This is a genomic window from Neorhizobium alkalisoli, from assembly GCF_002968635.1.
GTDB lineage: Bacteria > Pseudomonadota > Alphaproteobacteria > Rhizobiales > Rhizobiaceae > Neorhizobium > Neorhizobium alkalisoli.
Window position 1 is genome coordinate 182,720 of record NZ_PVBN01000002.1, and the last position, 18,056, is coordinate 200,775.

Consider the following 18,056-nt stretch of genomic DNA (forward strand, 5'->3'; position numbering starts at 1 on the left):
ATTCGCCGGCAAGTCCTATATTCCGCCGCTTTTGGTCCGGCCGGCGAATTCTGTTAGCAATACATTATGTAAAATTTTAGAAAATGATAGTCCCTTGAGCCCCGTGGATTCTCGTCGATGAAAACTCTTTATAGGTGTAATTCCTCAAAGCCGGTGGTGTTTGTGCGGTCCATGTCCTAAAAGCTCGGCACGTCCTCTGAAAAACGGATATTGCCATGCCGACCAAGCTCTCCGTAAACCTCAACGCAGTCGCCATGTTGCGCAACCGCCGGGACCTTCCTTGGCCGAGCGTCGAGGGATTGGGGCGGATCGCGCTCCAGGCAGGGGCGGCAGGACTGACCGTGCATCCGCGTCCTGATCAGAGGCACATCCGTTTTTCCGATCTGCCGGTGATCCGTGCTTTGATCGATGACGAGTTTCCGGCGGCGGAGTTCAATATCGAAGGTTATCCCAGTGAAGACTTTTTGGCGCTCTGCGAGAAGATCGAGCCGGAACAGGTGACCCTGGTGCCGGACGATCCGAGCCAGGCGACGTCGGACCACGGATTTGATTTCCGCGCCAGCGGCGAAATGCTGAAGCCGATCGTCGCGCGTCTCAAGAAGAAGGGCATGCGAGTGTCGCTGTTTGCCGATGGCGACGGAGATGTGGAGGCGGTCAAGCTGGCGAAGGCGACAGGAGCGGATCGTATCGAACTCTATACCGGGCCTTACGGCGGCTGCTTCGACGATACGCAGCACGGCGCGGAGGTCCTCGAATTGCTCGGACGTACAGCGGACGCGGCATTGACCGAAGGACTCGGGGTCAACGCCGGTCATGATCTGACGGTCGGCAATCTGCCGGCACTTGTCAGGCGGATACCCAACCTGGCCGAAGTTTCGATCGGCCACGGCTTGACCGCGGACGCGCTGGAATATGGTATGGCGGAAACCGTTCGCCGTTTCCGCCGCGCATGTGGTCAGGCGATTTAAGCGGCCGAAAGTTTTGCCTCGCCGAGCTCGAGCTCCCAGGTCTGGCCGGTGCATTCCGGCCCGAACATCGCATGTCTCTCTTCGGAGACAAGCCTGAAACCCGTCTTTTCATAGATGTGGATGGCGGCAGACAGAACATCGTTGGTCCAAAGCGACAGCTTTCGATAGCCGGCTAAGGTTGAGAACTTGATGCATTGTTCCACCAGCGTTCGGCCGAGGCCGAGGCCCCGGGCAGCCGGATCGAGATAGAGAAGACGCAGCTTCGCAACCCCGTCGCCACCATCGGCCACGAGCACCGAACCAACCCTCCGGCCGCTGCGCTCCGCGATCCAGCAACGTTCGCGTTCAGGGTTGAAATGGGCGATGAATTTGCCGGCGACTTCCGCAACCAGTCCTTCGAACTTCTCGTTCCAACCATATTCGCGGGCATAGGCGGCCGCCTGGGCCTCGATCAGCCATCCCATGTCGCCAATCTGGTGGGATCGAATGACGACAGGCGGCGAGGGCACTGCCGACTTCGGGTCGAGGATCATCCGGATCGCCTGCATGGAGCCGATCAGCTTTTCACGGTTGGACTCGTCCACATTGCCAAGATCGTTTTCGATCTGCCGGCGCGAGCGCTCGCCGAGCATCTCGTACTCGGCTCGTCCCTCCGCCGTGATCGTCAGTACCTGGCTTCGCTTGTCGGCGGGGTCGGGTTGGCTGTCGATAAAACCCGCCTCTCGAAACTTCTTCAACACCCGGCTCAGATAGGCCGGATCAAGGCCGAGATCATAATTGAGTTCCGTGGCGGAAACCCGCCTGCGCGCGCCCATCTCGTAGAGGATGCGCGCTTCCGTCAGCGTGTAGGGGGAATCGAGATAGCCCTTCGCGAGAAGGCCCAGCTTGTTCGTGTAGAACCGGTTGAAGGCGCGAACGGTGTCCAGAAAGGCGGGATCGGTCATGGCGGAAAAACCTCCTGTTAGGAGATTTTGTCCACCAGTTAATTGACTAAGTCAACTAAATTAAGCCGCAACCTGATTTGCTTTCGCATGACCGAGAGCGAAATCCACGGCGGCCCCTGCGTGGATTGCGGTCGAATCTACACCAGGAAGCGGCAGATCTTCCGGATCGAGCAAAAGGCAGATCTCGGTGCAGCCGAGGATGATGCTGTCGGCACCTTCCGCTTTTGCCTTTTCGATCATGGCGATCGCGCGATGGCGGGACGCTTCGGCGACGGTTCCGGCGCAGAGTTCGTTGAAAATGATGTTATGGATAGCGGTGCGATCGTCGGCATCCGGAACCATGACATCGACGCCGAGAGATTTCATCCGGTCGGAATAGAATCCGTGCTCCATGGTGTAGCGGGTGGCGAGCAGAAGCGGACGCGCCAGGCCCCGCGACTTCAGGGCTTGAGCCGTTTCATCGATGATGTGGATGACAGGGGCATCGACTGCCGCCTGGACCTCGGGCGCGACGAGGTGCATGGTGTTGGTGCAGATCAGAATGCATTCGGCCCCAGCGCTTTGGAGGCTGCTGGCACTTTTTGCGAGATGCTCGGCCGCCAGATCCCAGCGGCCGGCTTTCTGCATGTCGACGACTTCGGCGAAGTTGACCGAATGGAGAAAAACATTGGCGGAGGCGAGGCCGCCGAGACGGTCGCGGACCATCTCGTTGATGAGGCGGTAATAGACTGCGGTGCTTTCGAAGCTCATCCCACCAATCAAGCCAATCGCGCGCATTTTTTCTCCAAATCAGATAGAATTTAGTAACTCCATCTAATTATCGCGAATTTTGGAGATTTGCAATCCTCTGAGAGGAATTAGCCCGAAAGCGCCGCCTTTTGGGTTTCAAGATAGGCGCCAAGCGATTGAGGTTTGCTTCCGGTCAGCTTTTCGAACGTGTCCGTCAACAGATCGAAATTGCCCGCGCGGATATTGGCGTCCGCGGAAACCAGCATTTCCACGACGAAGGGCGGGAGGCTTGCGCCGGTAAGACCGTGGGAGAGTTGCTCATCCGTGACGTGAACGACCTCGAGCGGCTTTCCGACGGCCTTCGAAACGCGCGTGGCAATGTCTTCGGCCGAGAGCGATTCGGGACCGGTGAGGGTCAGTGTCTGGCTGCCGGCGGGCGGATTGGCGAGCGCGGCGGCAGCGGCGCGGGCGCAATCGTCGCGGCTGATGTTTGCCACCTTGCCGGCGCCCGTGGCGGTGTACCACCGGCCGACCTGCAGATTGTGCGGCATCGACATGAGGTAGTTGTCGCCATACCAGGAATTGCGCAGGATCGTGTAGGGGACACCGCTCGCCTTGATCGCCTCTTCCGTTCCAAGGTGGTCCGGAGCGAAGCTGACGAGCGATTTGTCCGGGTTCGGCATCGAGGTGTAGATGATATGCTTGACGTCGGCCTTGGCTGCGGCGGCAACCGCATTCCTGTGCTGGGCGATGCGCTTTCCGGGTGTTGCGAGTTCATCGGTCGAGATGATCAGCACGCGATCGATGCCGGTGAAGGCCTTGACCAGACCTGCTTCGTCATCGAAATCGGCCGCACGGGTTTCAATTCCCGCCGCTGCGAACTCGGCCAGTTTTTGGGGATCGCGGCTTGCTGCGACGATATCGCCAGGCGCGACCTTGGAGGTCTGCACCAGGTGATGCAGGACGGCGCGACCGAGCTGTCCGGCGGCGCCGGTGACGAGAAGTCTGGTCATCTCAAACATTATCCTTCTATCAATTGACCCGACGCCGTTGGCGTGGATGTGAACGTTAGTCTCAAAAAGAGACTAGCGCTAAAATAAGAATTGACGCCTGGCTGTAAAGGAGGCAGTTTTGAGGGAGATGGTTATCTGAAGGGAACCACTGTCATGGTGCTCAAGGCGGCGCGAAAGCCTGCGCTCGGCGGTCAGGAATGCGATATGTCCGGTTGGGATGGCGGAAATTGTCCGGTGCGCGACGTGATCGACCGCATCGCCGGCAAATGGTCTACGCTGCTGCTGGAAGCGTTGTCGCGCCGGCCCTACCGTTTCGGCGAGTTGCGGCGACTGGTGCCGGATATCTCCCAGCGCATGCTCACTCAAACGCTGCGCGATCTGCAACGCGACGGATATGTCGAACGGGAAGTCTTTCCGACAAAGCCGCCGAGCGTCGAATACCGGATGACGGATCTTGGGCGCTCGCTCTTCGAACCGCTTTCGAAAGTCTTGCAATGGGCAGAAAAGAATCACCCCTCGGTCAAGGCCGCACGGGCGAAATATGACGAGAGCGAATTGGCTTGAGGCGAAAAGCAGGACCACCGGCAGCCTGCGTGAGAAGTCCGCAAATCAGCTAGATTGGCCGCATCGGAAAACGGTGCGGCCATTTTCCGTGGCACATGTCGCACTTCCACAATCTTGCTGCTAAAAGCCGGAGCAATCGCATGGAAGGAGATTCCCGATGAGCCGTTCTTGCCTTGCCGTCATCCTTGCTGCTGGCGATAGCACGCGGATGAAATCGTCGATGTCGAAAGTGCTGCATCCGGTCGCCGGTCGGCCGATGATTGCGCATGTGATGGCGGCAATCGCATCGACCGACGTTTCCGATGCAGCGTTGGTCGTCGGGCGCGACGCGGAGGCAGTCGCCAAGGCCGGCGCAGTGGACGGTATTTCCGTCGAGACATTCCTTCAGACGGAGCGGCTTGGTACGGGCCATGCCGTACTCACGGCGAAGGAAGCGATTGCCCGCGGCTACGATGACGTTCTGATTGCCTATGGCGATGTCCCGCTCGTGACGTCGGCGCCCTTTGCAGCGGCACGCGAAAAGCTGGCGCAAGGCGCCGATGTGGTGGTCATCGGCTTCCGCACCGACAACCCGACCGGCTACGGCCGCCTTCTGGTCGAAAATGGTGAGCTGATCGCGATCCGCGAGGAGAAGGACGCCACGGAAGAGGAGCGGAAAATCACCTGGTGCAATAGCGGGTTGATGGCGATCGACGGCCGCAAGGCCTTGCCGATTCTCGAAAAGATCAGCAATAACAATGCGAAGGGCGAGTACTATCTCACCGACGTGGTCGAAATCGCCCGTGCGGACGGGGGTAGGGTCATGGCTGTCGACGCACCGGAAACGGAAGTCGCCGGCTGCAACAATCGCGCCGAACTCGCTTTCCTCGAAAAGCTCTGGCAGGAGCGCCGCCGTCACGAGCTGATGGTCTCCGGCGTCACCATGATCGCGCCCGAAACCGTCTTTCTTTCCTACGATACCGAGATCGGGCAGGACGCACTGATCGAACCGAACGTCGTCTTCGGGCCTGGCGTGACCGTGGAGGGCGGCGCCGTGATTCATGCCTTCTCGCATCTTGAAGGCGCGTCTATCAGCGCCGGTGCGACGGTCGGGCCGTTCGCACGCCTGCGTCCGGGTGCCGACCTTTCGGCCGGAGCCAAGGTCGGCAATTTCTGCGAGGTCAAGAACGGCAAGATCGGTGAGGGCGCCAAGGTCAATCATCTGACCTATATCGGCGATGCCGTGATCGGCGCCCATTCGAATATCGGTGCTGGAACCATTACCTGCAACTACGATGGTGTGAACAAGCACGAAACACGCATCGGCTCCAATGCCTTCATCGGCTCGAATTCGGCCCTCGTCGCTCCCGTTTCAATCGGCGACGGCGCCTATGTCGCTTCCGGCAGCGTCATTACCGAAAACGTGCCCGCGGATGCGTTGGCTTTCGGCCGGGCACGCCAGGAGGTGAAGCCTGAACGTGCCAAAGTGATCCGGGAACGCGCCCTTGCGTTCAAGGCCGCTAAAAAAGCAGCGAAATAAACAACTGCGCCTTTACCGCCGAGCATTACTTTCCGACATCGAAAGTGACCGGCCAGCCGGTTGCGCGGCGCCGGCAATCGGCTAGGACTTCGCGCAGGTTCCAACGAAACGAAGAGGGTGGTTTATGTGCGGTATTGTCGGGATCGTCGGGAAAGAACCGGTGGCTGCGCGTCTGGTCGATGCGCTGCGGCGGCTCGAATATCGCGGTTATGATTCCGCAGGCGTCGCGACCATCCATGACGGCAAAATGGACCGTCGCCGCGCCGAAGGAAAGCTCTTCAACCTCGAGAAAAAACTCGATGCGGAGCCTCTGCCCGGCACGATCGGTATTGCCCATACCCGTTGGGCGACCCACGGCGTGCCGAACGAGACCAATGCCCACCCGCATTTCGTCGACGGCGTCGCCGTCGTCCACAACGGCATCATCGAGAATTTTTCCGAGCTGAAGGATGAGCTACTGGCTGAAGGCGCAGTTTTCCGGAGCCAGACAGATACCGAAGTCGTTGCCCATCTTCTGGCGAAGTATACGCGTCAGGGGCTCGATCACCGCGAAGCCATGCTTGCTATGCTGAACCGTGTTTCTGGCGCTTACGCGCTGGTGGTGATATTCGAGGACGACCCGGCCACGATCATGGCGGCTCGCTTCGGGCCGCCGCTCGCCATCGGCCATGGCCGTGGCGAGATGTTCCTGGGCTCGGATGCCATCGCGCTATCGCCCTTCACGAACGAGATCACTTATCTTGTCGACGGCGACTGCGCGATCATGACCCACAAGGGTGTCGAGATCATCGACTACAAGGGCAACCCCCTGAAGCGGCAAAGCCAGATCTCGCAGGCCGCAGCCTTCATGGTCGACAAGGGCAACCACCGCCATTTCATGGAGAAGGAGATCTACGAGCAGCCGGAGATCATTTCCCATGCGCTCAGCCACTATATCGATTTCGCTTCCTACACGGTGAAGTCGAATGAAACGGAGATCGACTTCGGCAAGATCTCCGGCCTCGCCATTTCCGCCTGCGGTACGGCCTATCTCTCCGGTCTGGTCGGCAAATACTGGTTCGAGCGCTATGCCCGCCTGCCGGTCGAGATCGACGTCGCCTCGGAGTTCCGCTACCGCGAACTGCCCCTGTCGCCAAGCCAGGCGGCACTCTTCATCTCGCAATCCGGCGAGACGGCCGATACGCTCGCATCGCTTCGGTACTGCAAGGACCAGGGCCTGAAGATCGGTGCGGTCGTCAACGTCAAGGAATCGACGATAGCCCGTGAATCGGACGCCATCTTTCCGATCCTGGCAGGCCCGGAAATCGGCGTCGCGTCCACGAAAGCCTTCACCTGCCAGCTCGCGGTGCTGGCCGCGCTTTCGATCGGTGCCGGCCGTGCCCGGGGCACGGTGACCGCCGACGACGAAAAGGCGATGGTCAAGCACCTTGCCGAGATGCCGCGCATCATGAGCCGGGTGTTGAACGACATCCAGCCGCAGATCGAGGTGCTGTCGCGCGATCTGGCCCGTTTCAAGGACGTGCTTTATCTCGGTCGCGGCACGAGCTTTCCGCTCGCCATGGAGGGCGCGCTGAAGCTCAAGGAAATTTCCTATATCCACGCCGAAGGTTATGCCGCCGGGGAGCTCAAACACGGCCCGATCGCGTTGATCGACGAGAACATGCCGGTGATCGTCATTGCGCCGCACGACCGCTTCTTCGAAAAGACCGTGTCCAACATGCAGGAAGTGGCGGCGCGCGGCGGCAAGATCATCTTCATCACCGACGAAAAGGGCGCGGCTGCATCGAAGCTGCCGACCATGGCGACCATTGCGCTACCGAATGTCGAAGAGATCATCGCGCCGATGATCTTTTCGCTGCCGATCCAGTTATTGGCCTATCACACGGCAGTATTCATGGGGACCGACGTCGACCAGCCGCGCAACCTCGCGAAATCCGTCACCGTCGAGTGATGCCTGCCGCTTTTCCTTGCATCGCAGTATTGCATCCGGCATTGTCGCATTCATATGAATGCGGCGGTGTTTTAGGTGATTAGGGAAGCGGAATGAGCGACAGTCCAGAGCGAATATCGCTGGCCGGCCGCCTCCGGAACAACTTCCTGACCGGGCTCATCATCTGTGCGCCGCTGGCCATCACCATATGGCTGACCTTCACCTTTATCGACTGGGCCGATAGCTGGGTTACGCCCTACATTCCGCAGCGCTACGATCCGCAATATTATTTCAACATTACCATCCCCGGCACCGGACTGGTGATGGCGGTTGTGCTGATCACCATTATCGGCTTTCTCGGCAAAAACCTGATCGGCCGCTCCATCGTCAATTTCGGCGAATCGATCCTGCATCGCATGCCGCTGGTCCGCACCATCTACAGGAGCGTCAAACAGATCCTGGAGACCGTGCTGAAGGAACAGTCTACTTCTTTCAAGAAATGCGGACTGATCGAGTTTCCCAGTCCCGGCATGTGGGCGCTGGTCTTCATTTCCGGCGATGCGCAGGGAGAGATCGCAGCAAAGCTCAATGCGGAGGGAGAGGAAATGGTCGGCGTCTTCCTGCCGCCGACGCCGGTGCCGACAGCAGGCTTTCTGATGTTTGTGCCAAGAAGCAAGGTCATCATGCTCGATATGACGCCGGAAGAGGGCGCCAAGCTGCTGATCTCCGGCGGCCTGATCGCGCCGGACTACAGGCCGAGTGCCGGCGCGCCAACTGCGGTACTGCCGCCGCCCGTCGTTCAGGGGTGATTATCCGGCCCTTAAGAAGCGGATCGCCTCGTCGCGGCGATGGAGGTAGAGCAGCACGCGCATATTCTGTCCCCGCTCACTGGTGAGCTCCGGGTCTCGTTCCAGCAGATAGGCCGCGTCCTTGCGGGCGATCTCCAGAAGATCCGCATGCGCCTCCAGGCTTGCGATCCGGAAACCGGGCGTGCCGGATTGCCGGGTCCCCAGAAGCTCTCCCTCGCCACGCAGGCGCAGATCCTCTTCCGCGATCAGAAATCCGTCCTCGCTGTCGCGCAATATGGAAAGCCGCGCCCGGCCGGTCTCGCTCAAAGGACCCTTGTAGAGCAGGATGCAGGTCGATGCCTCGTCGCCGCGCCCCACGCGACCGCGAAGCTGATGGAGCTGGGCAAGCCCGAAACGCTCGGCATGCTCGATCACCATGATCGTCGCGTCAGGAACGTCGACGCCGACCTCCACCACCGTCGTCGCGACCAGCAAACGCAGTTCACCACTTTTGAAGGCGGTCATGACCGCATCCTTCTCCGGCCCGCTCATGCGTCCGTGGACCAAGCCCACATTGGAGCGGCCAAGTTCCTGCACCAGCACCAGATAGCGCTCCTCCGCCGACATCAGGTCGGAAACATCCGATTCTTCGACAAGCGGGCAGATCCAGTAACCTTTCTTTCCTTCGGCGATCGCGGTTTTAAGGCGGGAGACGATCTCCGCGATGCGTTCGGTGGGAATGGTGACGGTCTGGATCGGCTTTCGTCCCGCGGGCTTTTCGGTGAGCTTGGAAACATCCATGTCGCCGAAGGCGGCGAGCACCAGCGTGCGCGGGATAGGCGTCGCGGTCATCACCAGCATATGCGGCGAGATACCTTTGGCCGTGAGCCGCAGGCGCTGGTGGACACCGAATCGATGCTGTTCGTCCACCACGGCCAGCAATAAATTCTGATAGTTGATCGTATCCTGGAAGAGCGCGTGAGTACCGATGACGATCTGGGCTTCGCCGGAGGCGATGCGTTCAACGATCTGGTCGCGTTCGCGGCCCTTGGTTCGGCCGGTCAGCACTTCCACCGTCACGCCCGCGGCACCCGCAAGCTTCGAGATCGTTGCGAAATGCTGGCGTGCGAGGATTTCGGTCGGTGCCATCAGAACCGCCTGGCCGCCCGCTTCGACGGCGGCCGCCATGGCAAGCAGGGCGACCAGTGTCTTGCCGGCACCGACGTCGCCTTGCAGCAGTCTCAGCATGCGATCGTCGCCGGCCATGTCCTTCAAAACATCTTCGACGGCCTTCTTCTGGCTCGGGGTGAGCGAGAAAGGCAGGTGAGTGATGATCCTCGCTGCCAGATCGCCTTTCACGCGGACTGGTTGCCCGGGCACCTTGCGGATGCGTTGCCGCACCAGAGCGAGCGACACCTGACCTGCCAGGAATTCGTCATAGGCGAGCCGCCGCCGGGCTGGCGATTGCGGATCCACATCCGTCTCGTCGCGCGGATCGTGCAGCCGCTGGAAGGCTTCCGTTACGGAAGGAAAGCCCTGACGTTGCGTTAGGTTGACGTCTGCCCACTCCGGTAGGATCGGCAGGCGCGCGACCGACCCGTCGATCGCTTTACGCAAGATCTTCGGGGAAAGGCCTCCCGTAAGCGGATAGACGGGTTCGATCAGCGGCAAGTTCTCCGCTTCGGAGGATTTCACGATGAAATCCGGATGCACCATCGACGGACGGCCGTTGAACCAGTCGACCTTGCCGCTCACCATCACCGTCTCGTCGATCGGCAGCGATTTTTCGAGCCAATTGCCCTTGGCGCGGAAGAACGTCAGCGCCAGCTCGCCGGTGTCGTCATGCAGAAAGACGCGATAGGGCAGGTTTGGTTTGCCCGGCGGCGGCGGTTGATGTCGGTCGACCCGGCCTTCGATCGTCACGATCGCGCCCTGTGGCGCAAGGGCTATTCCCGGCCGATTGCGCCGGTCGATCAACGAATGGGGGGCATGAAAGAGGAGGTCGACGACACGGCAGTCGTCCGCGTCCTCTCGGCCGGTCACGCGGGCGATCAGGTCTGCAAGCTTCGGCCCCACGCCCGCAAGCGAGGCGACCGGTGAGAAGAGCGGATCGAGGACGGCAGGACGCATGGCGCGCAAAATGCGATGAATTTTGGCCGTTTGGCAAGGTGACGAGGCGGTATTTCCGTCCTATATGAACCGCGAAACAAGGACACCGATATGACAGGACTATCGCGCACCAGCGCGGATCTGGACCCGCGCCGCCGTCGCATCCTTTATCGCTGCTGGCATCGTGGCATCCGCGAAATGGACCTCGTCTTCGGAAGCTTTGCGGAGGCTGAGATCGCCCAGCTTTCGGACGAGGAGCTCGACGAATTCGAGACGATCATGGGCGAGGATGATCATGACCTGCATGCCTGGATCACGGGGGCCATGCCCTTGCCGGAGCACCGGAAGACGCCGCTTTTTGCGCGGGTCGCCGCCTACAGACCCGATTTCGACCCTGTCACCAAAGCTTCCCTCGAAGCCAGGCTCGGGCAGACGCAATGATCCCAGGATTTGATGCCAAGAAAATAGCGGCCGCGCAGGTACCGCTGACCATCAGCAATGTGCCTCCCGGCATGGAACCGCTTGTGCTGGCCGAACTGGCAAGGGCGGGCCAGCCGGTGACCTATATCATGTCCGACGGCCAGAGCATGCCGGATCTCGAGCAGATGCTGTCCTTCGTCGCGCCGGAAATCCCCGTGCTGACACTGCCTGCCTGGGACTGTCTGCCGTATGACAGGGTGTCGCCGAGTGCCTATATCTCCGCCCGGCGACTCGCGGCGCTTTCCGGCCTAATCTCGCATCGCAAAAAGCCCCATGCCGCGATTGTGCTGGTGACAGTCAATGCGATGCTGCAGAAGATCGCTCCGTCGGAGATTATCGAGAGCCTCGCCTTCTCGGCCAAACCCGGCAATCAGATCCGCATGGACGACATTGCCGCGCGGCTGGAGCGCAACGGCTTCGAGCGCGTCGCGACCGTCCGCGAAGTCGGTGAATTTGCGGTGCGCGGCGGCATTCTCGACGTCTTCGTGCCGGGCACCGAAGAGCCCGTGCGGCTGGATTTCTTCGGCGATACGCTGGAATCGATCCGCTCATTCGATCCGGCCAGCCAGCGGACGACCGGGCAGACTCGTTCCCTCGATCTCAATCCCATGAGCGAGGTGACGCTGACCCCGGACACGATCAGCCGCTTCCGGAAGAACTACCTCTCCCTCTTCGGCGCGGCCACTCGCGACGACGCGCTTTATCAGGCGGTCTCGGAGGGACGGCGCTATGCCGGCATGGAGCATTGGCTGCCGCTATTTTACGACGGGCTCGAGACAGCCTTTGATTACCTCAAGGGTTTTCGTGTCGTCACCGACCACACCGCCCGCGAGGCGGCGAACGAGCGTTCGAAACTGGTCCTCGACTATTACGAGGCACGGCGAGACAGCGGGACGCAGGGCAAGGGTGCCGCGGCCCAGGCCGCCCCCTATAAACCGGTTTCGCCCGGCGAGCTTTATCTCAACGGCAAGGCTTTCGCCTCTGCTCTCGACGCGGTCAATGCGCTGCGGCTTACGCCTTTTAACGAAATGGACGCCGAAGGTCGCCGGGTGGTGACACTCGATGCGCATGCCGGGCCACGCTGGGCGAAGTCGCAGACCGAGGACAAGGAGGGAGACGAACGCGTCAACGTATTCGATCTGGTCGTCAAGCATATTGCCGACAAGCGAGCGGCGGGCAGCAAGGTGCTGGTCACAGGCTGGTCGGCCGGGTCGCTCGATCGTCTGCTGCAGGTGCTGGACGAGCGTGGCCTGAAGCGTATCAAACAGATCGAGAAACTCTCGGATCTCGATACGCTCGAAAAAGGTGAAGCGGCCTCGGCAGTGCTGAGCCTGGAAGCGGGGTTCGAAACCGATAAGATCGCCGTTATCGGCGAGCAGGATATCCTCGGCGACCGCATGGTCCGACGCGGCAAGCGCCGCAAGCGCGGCGCCGATTTCCTGACCGAAGTGGCAGGCCTCGACGAAGGCTCGCTGGTCGTTCATGCCGAACACGGTATCGGTCGCTTTGTCGGCCTCGTCACCATTGAAGCCGCCGGTGCGCCGCGCGCCTGCCTGGAACTGCATTATGCAGATCAGGCAAAGCTCTTCCTGCCGGTCGAGAATATCGACCTGCTGTCCCGCTATGGTTCGGATGCCGCTGAAGCGCAACTGGACAAGCTCGGCGGCGGCGCCTGGCAGGCCCGCAAGGCCAAGCTCAAGAAACGCCTGCTCGACATGGCGGATGCGCTTATCCGCATCGCCGCGACGCGTATCACCCGCCGTGCCCCTGTATTGACCACGCCGGAAGGGCTCTACGACGAATTCGCCGCACGTTTTCCCTACGACGAGACGGATGACCAGGCGAATGCGATCGATTCCGTACGGGACGATCTGGGAGCGGGCCGGCCGATGGACCGGCTGATTTGTGGGGATGTCGGATTTGGCAAGACCGAGGTTGCGCTGCGGGCTGCGTTTTTTGCGGCGATGAACGGCGCACAGGTCGCGGTCGTCGTGCCGACCACGCTGCTCGCCCGCCAGCACTACAAGACCTTCCGAGACCGTTTTCGCGGTCTGCCGATCACCGTTGCCCAGGCCTCTCGGCTCGTCGCAGCGAAGGAACTGGCGGAAACGAAGAAAGGTCTGACCGAGGGAAAGGTCGATATCGTCGTCGGCACCCATGCGCTGCTCGGCGCCGGCATCCAGTTCGCCAATCTCAGCCTGCTGATCATCGACGAGGAGCAGCATTTCGGCGTCAAGCACAAGGAGCGACTGAAGGAGCTGAAGAGCGACGTGCATGTTCTGACGCTCTCGGCGACGCCTATTCCCCGCACGCTGCAGCTTGCGATGACGGGCGTGCGGGAGCTCTCGCTCATCACCACGCCGCCGGTCGATCGCATGGCAGTCCGCACCTTCATCTCGCCCTTCGACCCGCTCGTCATCCGCGAGACGCTGATGCGTGAGCATTACCGTGGCGGCCAGAGTTTCTACGTCTGCCCGCGGGTGGCCGATTTGCCGGAAATTCAGGCTTTCCTTCAGTCGGACGTTCCGGAGCTGAAGGTGGCCGTAGCCCACGGACAGATGCCGGCCGGCGAGCTGGAAGACATCATGAATGCCTTCTACGACGGCAAGTATGACGTGCTGCTGTCGACGACCATCGTCGAATCCGGCCTCGACGTTCCGACCGCCAATACCCTGGTGGTGCATCGCGCAGACATGTTCGGACTGGCGCAGCTCTACCAGCTTCGCGGCCGCGTCGGCCGCTCCAAAGTACGCGCTTTTGCGCTCTTCACCCTGCCGGTCAACAAGCCGCTCACGACGACGGCGGAACGTCGCCTTAAGGTTCTCCAGTCGCTCGACACCCTTGGCGCCGGGTTCCAGCTTGCAAGCCACGATCTTGATATCCGCGGCGCAGGCAACCTGCTCGGTGAGGAACAGTCCGGCCACATCAAGGAAGTGGGTTTTGAGCTCTACCAGCAGATGCTGGAAGAAGCGGTAGCGGAGGTGAAGGGCGACGACGAGATTGTCGATACCGGCTGGTCGCCGCAGATTTCCGTCGGCATCACGGTGATGATCCCGGAATCCTATGTGCCGGACCTGCATCTGCGCATGGGGCTCTATCGCCGTCTCGGCGAAGTCTCCGAACTTTCGGAGATCGACGGCTTCGGCGCGGAAATGGTTGACCGGTTCGGACCGATGCCGCCTGAGGTACAGAACCTTCTGAAGGTCGTCTACATCAAGTCCCTATGCCGGAAAGCGAATGTCGAGAAGCTGGAGGCAGGGCCAAAGGGTGTGGTCGTTACCTTCCGCGACAAGCAGTTCCCGAATCCGGCAGCGCTTGTGGGATATATCGCCAAGCAGGGAACGCTTGCGAAGATCCGGCCGGATCAGAGCGTGTTCCTGACGCGGGAGCTTCCCACGCCGGAAAAAAGGCTGACGGCCGCGGCCCAGGTGATGACCCAGTTCGCGGATCTGGCGAAAGCCTGATTCTGCTGGTCACTATTGCGCTTGGATGTCGCGGTATCGGCCCTTGCGAGCCGCTTCGGTTCGCAAGGGCCGAATCTGGCGAATCAGATCATGCCTTTGCGGGCTTCGGCCTTGAGTTTCGCGATCTCCCGCAAAGCATTGACGAAGACGTCCGGGGTTTGCGCTCCACTCACTGCATATTGTCCGTCGATGATGAAAAAGGGCACGCCGGTGACGCCCATCTTCTGGGCCGAATCGATTTCGGAAAGAACCGTGTCCTTGTCCGCATCCGTTGCCAGAAGGTTTTCGATCACCTTTCGGTCAAGGCCGGATTGCTCGGCGATATCTGCCAGCACCTTGGGATCGCCGACATTAAGCCCTTCTTCGAAGTTTGCCCTGAAGAGAGCGGTTGCGACCTTGTCCTGAGCTTCGCGGCCTTCGGTCATCGCCCAATGCAGCAGGCGATGCGCGTCGAGTGTATTCGGGCCGATCTTGATTGCCTCGAAATTGTAGCGGATGCCCACATCCTCGCCGAGCTTTTGCAGCATGGCATGGGCACGATCCACCGCGTCCTCGCCCCCGAGCTTGCGGGCCAGATCGCTCTGGTGATCGACGCCTTCCGGCGGATGGTCCGGATTGAGCCGGTATGGGCGCCAGTTGATGTCTACCCCGATCTCGTCCTGCACTTCGGCGATGGCGAGTTCCAGTCGCGCTTTTCCCAGATAGCACCAGGGGCAAACGACGTCCGAAACGATGTCTATGGTCACGCGCTCCATTACGGGCTTCCTTTCCTGGGCCGGCTTGGTTCGGCTATTGCGCCCGTTTGTCCCACCAGGTGTTGAGCTGGTAGCCATAAAGCGGCAACTTCTCCGGATAGCTGATGTAGCTGCGGCGCGCCAGCCACTGTTCGGGTATGTGATAGAGCGGCACCAGATAATGGCCGGAAATCAGCAGCCGATCATAGGCACGTACTGCCGCCTCGAAATCCTCCTTGCTGCGGGCAGACAGGATGGACTCGATCAGCTTGTCGACATCAGGGTCGGCGACGCCAGCGAAATTGAAGCTGCCCTGCCGATCGCGGGAAGAGGATCCCCAGCGGCCTACCTGCTCGATGCCGGGTGAAAGCGTCGAGGGATAGGACTTGACGATCATGTCGTAGTCGAAGCTGCCGGAACGGGCCTGATATTGAGCGTCGTCGACGGTGCGAATCGACATATCGACGCCGATCATCTTCAGCGTACGCTGATAGGCGATAGCAAGCTTTTCCTGGTCCGGGGTCTGCGTCATCACCTCGAAGACGAGCGGTTTTCCCTTGGCGTCGGACATTTTGCCGTTCTTGATCGTGTACCCGCCTTTTTTCAGGAGATCGACTGCCTCCCTCATCACCTTTCGATCGGCCCCGGAGCCGTCTGTTTTTGGCAGACGATAGGTGCCGTCGAGAACCGCAGGTTGGATCTTGTCCTTGACCGGTCCGAGGATGGCGAGCTCGCGTTCATCTGCCGGTTTGCCGAGTGAAGAGAGCGGCGAATCCTGCCAGTAGCTTTCCGTACGGGTATAAGCGCCTTCGAAGAGGTTCTTGTTGGCCCATTCGAAATCGAGGGCCAGAGATAGACCTGCACGCACGTTGACGTCGGCAAAGACCGGGCGGCGGATGTTGAACACGAAGCCGAGCATGCCTGTCGGAAGCTGCGGCTTGAAGGCATCCTTTATGACGTCGCCTTTCTGCACGGCGGGAAAATCATAAGCGCGACTCCAGTGCGTTGGGCTGCCTTCCAGATAGACGTCGATGACGCCCTTCTTGAAGGCTTCGAAGAGGGTGTTTTCCTGGAGGAAATATTCGATCGAGATCTGATCGTAGTTGTCGAAGCCGATCTTCGAGGGAATGTCCTTGCCCCAGTAATCCGGATTTCGCTCATAAACGATGCGTTCGCCGGGCGACACGGATTTGACGAGGTAGGGTCCGGATCCGACTGGCGGCTTCAAAGTCGACTGGTCGAATGTCGCAGGGTTTATGACGTGTTTCGGCAGTATCGGGGTCGAGGTAGCGAGGATGAGCGGAAATTCGCGGTCGACCTTGTCGTTGAAGGTGAAACGCACGCCGCGTTCGCCCACCTTTTCCATCTTTTCCACGGGCGCGAGCCGATTGGAAAAGGGAATGCGGCCCTTCTCACGCAGGATTTCGAACGTGAAGATCACGTCCTCCGGGGTCACCGGCTGGCCGTCCGACCACCTTGCCTTCGGATTGAGGTTGAACTGTATGAAAGTACGGTCCTCATCCCATTCGACACTCTCGGCGAGCAGCCCATAAAGCGTGAACGGTTCGTCGCTGGAACGGGTCATCAGGGGTTCGTAGAGGAGGTGCCCGAAAATGGTGTCCCAGAGCCCGCGCGCGGTGGTGCGCATGCTCTTGAGCACAAACGGATTGAGGCTGTCGAAGGTACCGACCACCCCATAGGCCACCCTGCCGCCCTTTTTCACGTCTGGATTGACATAGGAGAAGTGCTTATAGTCTTGCGGCAGGGCCGGGGCGCCATGCATTGCGATCCCATGCAGGGGCTGGGCCGCCGCGGGCACGCCCATCAGAACGGCTGCGATGAGGGGAACAAAGCGTCGCATCGAACTCATGGTGAAGACGTCCTCGCTGATTCGAAGGCAAGATAACGCATACCCATATGGGGACCAACCCGGCCCTGCGCGCGAAAGAGTGAACGGCCGCGTTAACGCCTTGTGAAAAAATACGAAAGAGGGGGCTGGATATCGTGGCCGCCGCGATGTAACAGGTTTGCCGGACGGGCGGGTCATTCAAATGCCTCATTTCGCCGACAGGTGACGGGCAGTAGGACACCCCGAGGGAATAGAACGGCGTCTTGCCGTACCCACGGATTTCAGGAGACGGATCTCGTTATGATGCTTAAGGCAACCCAAGTTCTGCGGACGGCAATGTCCGTTCTCGCTCTCTCGGTTGGCGCAAGTGTGCTGCCGGCTGCAGCCCTTGCACAGGATGCCGCGGCACCTGCCGCTGCCGCTCCGGGTGCGCCGCCGCTCGGCTGGTTCAAGACTTGCAGCAAGCAGGATGACAGCGACATCTGCGTCGTGCAGAACATTATCGCCGCCCAGAACGGGCAGTTGGTCACGGCTGTCGGCCTGATCACCGTCGAGGGCAAGGTAAACCGCAAGATCCTGCAGGTTTCGGTGCCGACCGCGCGCCTCGTGCCGCCGGGCATTATCATGCAGATCGATGGCGGCAAGGGCCAGAAACTGGATTATGTCGTCTGCCTGCCGGACAAATGCACCGCGGAGGTGCCCTTGACGGACGCGATGATCGCCAGCCTCAAGAAGGGCAACGACGTCGTTTTCACCTCGATCAACTTCCGCCGCGCACCGAACCCGATCAAGGTACCGCTGTCGGGCTTCACCGGTGTATTCGACGGCCCGGCCATGCCGCAGGAGCAGATCGCCCAGAGCCAGCGCAGCCTGGAAGAAGGCCTGCAGAAGAAGGCGGAAGAAACCCGCAAGAAACTGGAAGACGCACAGAACGCTGCCAAGCAGGGCCAGTAACCGTTCTCACG

14 protein-coding genes are annotated in these 18,056 nt (G+C 60.5%); 8 read left to right on the forward strand and 6 right to left on the reverse strand.

Annotated features, from left to right (window positions below; all coding sequences use genetic code 11):
• Positions 1-215: 215 nt before the first annotated feature.
• Positions 216-968 carry a pyridoxine 5'-phosphate synthase gene (locus C5L13_RS05360; protein ID WP_105382241.1) on the forward strand — a complete coding sequence of 251 codons (753 nt, stop codon included), beginning with the start codon at positions 216-218 and terminating at the stop codon, positions 966-968.
• Here C5L13_RS05360 and C5L13_RS05365 read toward each other — a convergent pair.
• The 3 genes from C5L13_RS05365 to C5L13_RS05375 all read right to left on the reverse strand — a co-directional run bounded on the left by C5L13_RS05365 (position 965) and on the right by C5L13_RS05375 (position 3,654).
• Positions 965-1,912 carry a bifunctional helix-turn-helix transcriptional regulator/GNAT family N-acetyltransferase gene (locus C5L13_RS05365; protein WP_105382242.1) on the reverse strand — a complete coding sequence of 316 codons (948 nt, stop codon included), beginning with the start codon at positions 1,910-1,912 and terminating at the stop codon, positions 965-967. The two genes, C5L13_RS05360 and C5L13_RS05365, sit on opposite strands and share 4 nt — an antisense overlap.
• 60 nt (positions 1,913-1,972) lie before the next feature.
• The gene (locus tag C5L13_RS05370; RefSeq protein WP_105382243.1) at positions 1,973-2,689 is read right to left on the reverse strand and encodes an aspartate/glutamate racemase family protein; all 717 of its coding nucleotides are present in this window, start codon (positions 2,687-2,689) and stop codon (positions 1,973-1,975) included.
• Between the two features lie 80 nt (positions 2,690-2,769).
• On the reverse strand, positions 2,770-3,654 hold the full coding sequence (locus C5L13_RS05375; protein WP_407070403.1) for an SDR family oxidoreductase: 885 nt from the start codon (positions 3,652-3,654) through the stop codon (positions 2,770-2,772).
• 153 nt (positions 3,655-3,807) lie between these two features.
• Between C5L13_RS05375 and C5L13_RS05380 the strand changes: the two genes are divergently transcribed.
• From C5L13_RS05380 to C5L13_RS05395, 4 genes are all read left to right on the forward strand, one after another.
• Entirely contained in the window at positions 3,808-4,218 is a 411-nt protein-coding gene (locus C5L13_RS05380; protein WP_105382245.1) for a winged helix-turn-helix transcriptional regulator, read from the forward strand.
• Positions 4,219-4,375: 157 nt separating this feature from the next.
• Positions 4,376-5,737 carry a bifunctional UDP-N-acetylglucosamine diphosphorylase/glucosamine-1-phosphate N-acetyltransferase GlmU gene (gene glmU / locus C5L13_RS05385; RefSeq protein ID WP_105382246.1) on the forward strand — a complete coding sequence of 454 codons (1,362 nt, stop codon included), beginning with the start codon at positions 4,376-4,378 and terminating at the stop codon, positions 5,735-5,737.
• Positions 5,738-5,861: 124 nt separating this feature from the next.
• Positions 5,862-7,688 (forward strand): glutamine--fructose-6-phosphate transaminase (isomerizing), encoded by a 1,827-nt coding sequence (gene glmS, locus C5L13_RS05390; RefSeq protein ID WP_105382247.1) that lies wholly within the window; start codon positions 5,862-5,864, stop codon positions 7,686-7,688.
• Positions 7,689-7,780: 92 nt separating this feature from the next.
• A complete protein-coding gene (locus C5L13_RS05395; RefSeq protein ID WP_105382248.1) occupies positions 7,781-8,476 on the forward strand; it encodes a DUF502 domain-containing protein in 696 nt (231 codons plus the stop codon).
• Here the strand turns inward: C5L13_RS05395 and recG are convergent, their stop codons facing one another.
• Positions 8,477-10,585, reverse strand: coding sequence for an ATP-dependent DNA helicase RecG (gene recG / locus C5L13_RS05400; protein WP_105382249.1), 2,109 nt, complete (start codon positions 10,583-10,585; stop codon positions 8,477-8,479). It lies immediately after the preceding gene.
• 90 nt (positions 10,586-10,675) lie between these two features.
• Between recG and C5L13_RS05405 the strand changes: the two genes are divergently transcribed.
• Both C5L13_RS05405 and mfd read left to right on the forward strand, forming a co-directional pair.
• Positions 10,676-11,005 (forward strand): FAD assembly factor SdhE, encoded by a 330-nt coding sequence (locus C5L13_RS05405; RefSeq protein ID WP_105382250.1) that lies wholly within the window; start codon positions 10,676-10,678, stop codon positions 11,003-11,005.
• The gene (gene mfd / locus C5L13_RS05410; RefSeq protein WP_105382251.1) at positions 11,002-14,508 is read left to right on the forward strand and encodes a transcription-repair coupling factor; all 3,507 of its coding nucleotides are present in this window, start codon (positions 11,002-11,004) and stop codon (positions 14,506-14,508) included. Before C5L13_RS05405 ends, mfd begins: the two co-directional genes overlap by 4 nt.
• 83 nt (positions 14,509-14,591) lie before the next feature.
• On the opposite strand, the gene C5L13_RS05415 is transcribed toward mfd, so the two are convergent.
• Together C5L13_RS05415 and C5L13_RS05420 are read right to left on the reverse strand one after the other, a co-directional pair.
• Positions 14,592-15,263, reverse strand: coding sequence for a DsbA family oxidoreductase (locus C5L13_RS05415; RefSeq protein ID WP_105382252.1), 672 nt, complete (start codon positions 15,261-15,263; stop codon positions 14,592-14,594).
• Positions 15,264-15,297: 34 nt separating this feature from the next.
• Complete coding sequence (locus C5L13_RS05420; RefSeq protein WP_105382253.1) at positions 15,298-17,112, reverse strand: extracellular solute-binding protein; 1,815 nt, start codon at positions 17,110-17,112, stop codon at positions 15,298-15,300.
• 279 nt (positions 17,113-17,391) lie between these two features.
• On the opposite strand from C5L13_RS05420, the gene C5L13_RS05425 reads away from it, so the two are divergent.
• A complete protein-coding gene (locus C5L13_RS05425; protein WP_105382254.1) occupies positions 17,392-18,045 on the forward strand; it encodes an invasion associated locus B family protein in 654 nt (217 codons plus the stop codon).
• Positions 18,046-18,056: the final 11 nt, after the last annotated feature.